The organism is Streptomyces sp. NPDC093586, assembly GCF_044764905.1.
Classification (GTDB): domain Bacteria; phylum Actinomycetota; class Actinomycetes; order Streptomycetales; family Streptomycetaceae; genus Streptomyces.
Genome location: NZ_JBIWJA010000026.1, coordinates 102516 through 108864, shown reverse-complemented (window position 1 = coordinate 108864; position 6349 = coordinate 102516). Strand labels below are relative to the sequence as shown.

The following is a 6349-nucleotide window of genomic DNA, read 5'->3' as shown; positions in this document are numbered from 1 at the left end:
GCAGCTCGATCCGCTCCCGCGCCGTCAGCTTGCCCTTGGCGTGCTGCGCCGCCGTAGCCTTCTCGCCCGGCCCGGCCAGCGCCCGGGCACGGATCTCGTGCAGTTCGGCCACTCGCCCGCGCGCGTCCGTCGGCTCACCCGGCGCCTCATCCAAAACGGTCATGTAGCGACTCTACGAAGGAGACCGAGGAAAGCGAGCCGTCGACTCCGTACAGTCTCCGGCGTGTTTTCCTGGTACCCCTGAACAGAACCTCGACGGCATGCAGCCGTTTCGACTGCTCAGGGCCCCTGAGCCTTGTAGGGGTCGCACAAAGCCGTCAGCTGAGAGCCACCTCACATTCGCGGGTGGCGCATACCACCTCTGGAGTGACACGGAGACGCAGTCGGCGGCCCGCGGCGACGATCCCGACCGTCTCGTCGGCCCTCACGTCACCCCGCGCCGGGTGACTCCAGGCGATCTCCAGGGGCGCGCCCGCGCACGGTGGCTCGCTCACGCAGAGCGTAACGATACGGCCCCTGTGGCGGCCGGCGGCGGGCCGCACGGGGAGATCCTTCCGAGAAACATCGCGGATGATGTTGAACATTGAACAGAATGGGTCTACGGTCGCCCCTGTTGGGATGATTGAACATTCAACGAAAACCAAGGAGAACGTCATGCGCCTCTTCGGCAACAAGTCCGCCGCCCCGGCCGCTGCCACCCCCGCCCCCGTCGACCCCCGTCTCGCGGCCCTCACCGGCGACTACGTGATCGACCCGTCGCACACCACGATCGGTTTCGTCGCCCGGCACGCCATGGTCACCAACGTCAAGGGCAAGTTCCTCGACTTCACCGGCACGCTGCACCTGGACGGCTCCTCCCCGGCCGACTCCACGGCGACCCTCGACATCGCGATGGACAGCATCGACACCGGGTCCGCCGACCGCGACGGCCACCTCAAGAGCGCGGACTTCTTCAGGACCGACGAGTTCCCCACGATGACCTTCCGCTCCACCGGGGCGGAGGCCCTCGGCGGCGACGACTACCGCATCACCGGCGACCTGACGATCCTCGGCACCACCAAGCCGATCACCATCGACCTGGAGTTCAACGGCGCCGCCAAGGACCCCTTCGGCAACGAGCGCGTCGGCTTCGAGGGCAAGGCGGAGATCCTGCGCTCCGAGTGGGGACTGACCTGGAACGCGGCCCTGGAGACGGGCGGCGTGCTGGTGTCCGACAAGGTCAAGCTGAACTTCGACATCTCGGCGATCAAGCAGGCGTGAGACCTCCGGCCGCCCTCGGCGCGTTTCCCGGTGCCGCCCGCTCCTCAGAAGCCCCCGCCGAAGTCCCCTCCGCTGTTCCCGCCACCGAAGTCGCCGCCTCCGCCGAAGTCCCCGCCCCCGAAACCGCCGCCGAAGTCGCCGGGGTCGAAGTCGCCGCCGGACACGTCACCCCCGTCGTCACCGCCGAAGTCGCCGTACCCGGCGCCGTAGTCGGCCGCGTAGGCGGGGGTGGCCATCAGGCTGCCCAGCACCGTGCCGACCAGCAGGCCGGGCAGGATGCCGCCGCCGAAGTAGCCGCCCGCCCAGGGACCGTAGGCCGGGCCCGCGTCCCAGTACGGGCGGCGGCCGTACTCGGTGTCCACCTCGCGGACCATGGGGTCCCGGCCGTCGGACAGACGGGCGCGGTCGGCCGCGCAGACCGGCACCTCTCGGGTGGCGCCGCCCGGCGGGGTCCAGGTGACGTCGGCGACGGACGGGCCGTGGCGCGGGTCGAAGAAGCAGGGCGGGCGGCGCTCGGGCAGCGGCCGGCCCTCACGGCGGGCGGCGAGCTGCGCGAGGGAGAAGCGGCCGTCCTCCAGAGCCTCGGTGACGGCACGGACGTCCTCCGGCCGGCGGGCGTCCGCCATGTACGTCTTCGCCTGTTCGTAGGCGTCCAGCGCGCGTTCGTAGTCGGCGCGCATCGCGTCGTCCGCGCCGGGCTCGGCGGGGTGGAAGTCCAGTCGGTCGAGTTCCTCGCCGAACGCCGTGATGTCCTCGTCGACCACCACCCGCAGCCGCTCCAGCGCCACCCGCTGCTCCTCCTCGCGGCGGTGCCGGTTGCGCCGCACCAGTGCGTAGGCGCCCGCGCCGCCCACCACCACGACCGCACCGGCGCCGATCAGGGCGCCCGTCGGGACGGCGGAACCGCCCGGCTCCCAGGACGAGGGCGCGGAGCCCCGCACGCTGCGCAGCGCGTCGTCGACGAAGTCGTTCAGCTGGGCCTTGGGGTCGCCGGCGCCCTGCACGGCCGTGACCAGGTTGCGCACCCCCTGACGGCTCAGCACGCTGCTGTCGGCTCGCGCGTCGAAGCGGTCGCCGAGGCGGATGCCGTACAGGCCGGTGACGCCGGTCTCCGTACGGAGGTTCCGGAAGAGATCCCGCGTCGGGTAGTCCGCCGGCAGGACGGCCACGAAGACCGGTTCGTCCGCGCTCTCGATCTTGTCGGCGAGCGCGTCGGCGTCCGCCTTCGACAGCAGGTCCGAGGCGGCCGGGTCGACGTACACGGGACTCTCGCGCAGGGCCGCGCCGATCTCGGACACGTCCGTGGCCGCGTGGGCGCCGGGCGCGCCGGCCATCAGCACCGCCAGGGCGGCGACGACCGGCACGACCAGCAGGCGTATGAGGACTTGCGCACGAGAGCCCGTCATACGTTCGAAAGTACCCGAATCACCACCAATGAGACATCGGTGAGACATCGGTGAGGAGAGGGGAACGCCCGCTCACCGGGCCGGTGCGACCCCCGCGCGCAGCAGGCCGTACGTGTACGCGTCCTCCAGCGCCTGCCAGGATGCGGCGATGACGTTCTCCGCGACGCCGACCGTGGACCACTCGCCCGCCCCGTCGGACGTGGAGATGAGGACCCGGGTCGTGGACTGGGTGCCGTGCACGCCCTCCAGGATGCGGACCTTGTAGTCGACCAGGTCGAGCTTGGCCAGCTCTGGATAGATCTTCTCCAGGGCGACCCGCAGCGCGCGGTCCAGGGCGTTGACCGGGCCGTTGCCCTCGGCCGTGGCGACGATGCGCTCGCCCTTGGCCCAGAGTTTGACGGTGGCCTCGTTGGCGTGGGTGCCGTCGGGGCGGTCCTCGACGATCGCACGCCAGGACTCGACCTCGAAGTACCGCAGCCGCTCGCCGCCGGTCTCCGCGCGCAGCAGGAGTTCGAAGCTCGCGTCGGCGGCCTCGTACGTGTACCCCTGCCGTTCGCGTTCCTTGACGCGTTCGACGACGCGGCCGACCAGTTCCCGGTCGCCGCCGAGGTCGATGCCGAGTTCCTGGGCCTTGAGTTCGATGGAAGCGCGGCCGGCCATGTCGGAGACCAGCATGCGCATGGTGTTGCCGACCAGCCCGGGGTCGATGTGCTGGTACAGGTCCGGGTCGACCTTGATCGCGGAGGCGTGCAGGCCGGCCTTGTGCGCGAAGGCGGAGACGCCGACGTAGGGCTGGTGGGTGGAGGGGGTGAGGTTGACGACCTCGGCGATGGCGTGGGAGATCCGCGTCATCTCGCGCAGCCGGCCCTCGGGCAGCACCTTCTTGCCGTACTTCAGTTCCAGGGCGGCGACGACGGGGAACAGGTTGGCGTTGCCGACGCGTTCGCCGTAGCCGTTGGCCGTGCACTGGACGTGGGTCGCGCCCGCGTCGACCGCGGCGAGGGTGTTGGCGACCGCGCACCCGGTGTCGTCCTGGGCGTGGATGCCGAGCCGGGCGCCGGTGTCGGCCAGCACCGTGGCGACCACGGCCTGGATCTGCGCCGGGAGCATGCCGCCGTTGGTGTCGCACAGGACGACCACGTCGGCGCCCGCCTCGGCGGCGGCGCGGACGACGGCCTTCGCGTACTCGGGGTCGGCGCGGTAGCCGTCGAAGAAGTGCTCGCAGTCGACGAAGACCCGGCGGCCCCGGGCCCTCAGGTGCGAGACCGTGTCCGCGACCATGGCCAGGTTCTCGTCGAGCGTGGTGCGCAGCGCCAGCTCCACGTGCCGGTCGTGGGACTTGGCGACCAGCGTGATCACCTCGGCACCGGACTCCAGCAGCGCTCTGACCTGCGGGTCCTCGGCGGCGGTCGTGCCGGCGCGGCGGGTGGCGCCGAAGGCGACCAGCTGGGCGTGCCGGAAGTCGATCTCCTGCCGGGCGCGGGCGAAGAACTCGGTGTCGCGCGGGTTCGCCCCGGGCCAGCCGCCCTCGATGAAGCCCACCCCGAAGTCGTCCAGGTGCCGTGCGATGGCCAGCTTGTCCGCGACCGTGAGGTTGATGCCCTCACGCTGCGCACCGTCGCGCAGGGTGGTGTCGAAGACGTGGAACGAATCGTCGAGTTCGCTGGTTGCGGTCATGATCTGAAGGCTCCTGTAGGGGATCTCGGTCAACCGGAATGACCGGCTCCACCGTCCATCTATGATCCCTCGCGCTCTCTTCCCGGCTGGGGGTGGGCCAGGAAAACGAAAAACCCCTCGCGGGTGCGAGAGGTCTGCGCGCGGGTCGAGGACGACGGTGTCCACCCGTACCTGGTCGTACGTGGTGGTCACTGCGGACCGGCGCGCCTGCTGCCAATAATCATGGCGAACGAGAGCACGGGGGAAGTCTGGCACAGCCTGTCCCCCTTCTCACCGTGCGTCTCAGAATGCGAGCGGACCGCGTCCGCGTCAGTGCTCCGCGTAGAGGCTTTCGGTGAGGAACTCCCCCACGTGGCCGAGGACCTGTGCCCGGTCCGTCCCGCGCAGCCCGATCGCCACGTGGATGGCGAAGCCGTCGAGGAGGGCGCGCAGGCGGGTCGCGAAACGGTCGGGGTCGACGGGGCGGAACTCGCCGCGCGAGACGCCCTCGGCGAGCAGCGCGACGAGGTCGCGGTGCCAGGCGCCCTCGATGGCGGCCTGCCGGTCGCGGGCGTCGGATTCGACGGCAGCGCCCTGCGAGCGGTTCCACACCTCCAGCCACAGCGTCCAGTGCGGGTCGCGGTGGCCGGCGGGCACGTACAGGTCGACGTAGGCGCCGAGGCGTTCGCGGGCCGTGCCGGTGCGGATGAGCAGACGGGCGCGCTCCGCGCCGAGGCGGCCCTCGCTCCACTCCAGGGTGCGCAGCAGCAGTTCGTCCTTGGAGTGGAAGTAGTAGAGGAGGTGACCGCTGCTCATGCCGACCTCGCGGCCGAGCGCCGCCATGGTGAGCTTCTCCAGACCGCGTTCGGCGATCATCTCCATGGCGGCGGCGAGGACCTCCTCGCGCGGCGGTGCGTTCCTGCGCGCTCTGGCCGCACCGGTCATCCCCGGCTCCTCTAGATCCTCGGCTGCTGCTGGGTGATGCAGTGGATGCCTCCACCGTTCGCGAAGATCGTACGGGCGTCCACCAGCGTCACCGTGCGCTCGGGGAACAGCCGCCGGAAGATGCCCGCGGCGACCTCGTCGTTCGGGTCGTCGAAGGCGCACAGGACGACGCCGCCGTTGCAGAGGTAGTGGTTGATGTACGAGTAGTCGACCCAGTCGCCCTCCTCGTCCTTCAGGACGGTCGGGGCGGGGACCTCGACGACCTCCAGGGGGCGGCCCTTGGCGTCGGTCTGGCCGCGCAGGATCTCCAGGTACGTCTGCGAGCGGGCGTGGTCCGGGTGGGCGGGGTCGCGCTGGCTGTGCACGACGACGGTGCCCGGGCGCGCGAAGGCCGCGACGATGTCGACGTGGCCCTGCGTGCCGTACGTGCCGTAGTCGGCGGCCAGGCCGTGCGGGAGCCAGATCGCCTTGGTGGTGCCGAGCTTGGCGTGGATCTCCGCCTCGACCTGCTCGCGGGTCCAGCCGGGGTTGCGGCCCTCGCCGAGCTGGACGGTGTCGGTCAGCAGGACCGTGCCCTCGCCGTCGACGTGAATCGCGCCGCCCTCGTTGACGAGCGTGCTGCTCAGCACGGGTACCCCGGTGAGGTCCGCGACATGGCGGGCGATCTTGGAGTCGTGTCCCCAGCGGGCCCAGTCCTGGGCGCCCCAGCCGTTGAACACCCAGTCCACGGCGGCCGGCCGGCCCTCCTCGTCCGTCACGAAGGTCGGGCCGATGTCCCGCATCCACGCGTCGTCCAGCTCGCGCTCCACCAGGTCGACGTCCGGGCCGAGCAGCTCGCGCGCGGTGTCGCCCTGGCCGGGGCCGTGCACCATCGTCACCGGCTCGAAGCGGCGCACGGCACGGGCGACGGACGCCCAGGCGGCACGGGCGTCCGCCAGCTCGGCGTCGTCGCCGAACGTCGGGTTGGGGCCGGGCCAGGCCATCCAGGTGCGCTCGTGCGGGGCCCACTCGGGGGGCATGCGGAAGGTCATGGAGGTGTCCCAGGAAGTCGGAGGAACCAGAGGTCGGTCGGAGGAACCAGA

5 protein-coding genes and 1 pseudogene are annotated in these 6349 nt (G+C 71.2%); 1 reads left to right on the top strand and 5 read right to left on the bottom strand.

From position 1 onward, the window contains the following. Positions 1-163, bottom strand: a pseudogene (locus ACIRFH_RS25090) (methylmalonyl-CoA carboxyltransferase); the annotation flags it as partial. A gap of 491 nt (positions 164-654) precedes the next feature. On the opposite strand from ACIRFH_RS25090, the gene ACIRFH_RS25085 reads away from it, so the two are divergent. Next, on the top strand, positions 655-1260 hold the full coding sequence (locus tag ACIRFH_RS25085) for a YceI family protein (protein WP_403524866.1): 606 nt from the start codon (positions 655-657) through the stop codon (positions 1258-1260). Between the two features lie 44 nt (positions 1261-1304). On the opposite strand, the gene ACIRFH_RS25080 is transcribed toward ACIRFH_RS25085, so the two are convergent. From ACIRFH_RS25080 to ACIRFH_RS25065, 4 genes are all read right to left on the bottom strand, one after another. After that, positions 1305-2666 (bottom strand): hypothetical protein, encoded by a 1362-nt coding sequence (locus ACIRFH_RS25080; RefSeq protein ID WP_403524863.1) that lies wholly within the window; start codon positions 2664-2666, stop codon positions 1305-1307. A 72-nt stretch (positions 2667-2738) separates the two neighbouring features. Next, a complete protein-coding gene (gene cimA, locus ACIRFH_RS25075) occupies positions 2739-4343 on the bottom strand; it encodes a citramalate synthase (RefSeq protein WP_403524860.1) in 1605 nt (534 codons plus the stop codon). 309 nt (positions 4344-4652) lie between these two features. Further along, on the bottom strand, positions 4653-5267 hold the full coding sequence (locus tag ACIRFH_RS25070; protein ID WP_403524857.1) for a TetR/AcrR family transcriptional regulator: 615 nt from the start codon (positions 5265-5267) through the stop codon (positions 4653-4655). Positions 5268-5278: 11 nt separating this feature from the next. Then, entirely contained in the window at positions 5279-6298 is a 1020-nt protein-coding gene (locus ACIRFH_RS25065; RefSeq protein ID WP_403524855.1) for an agmatine/peptidylarginine deiminase, read from the bottom strand. Positions 6299-6349 lie beyond the last annotated feature (51 nt).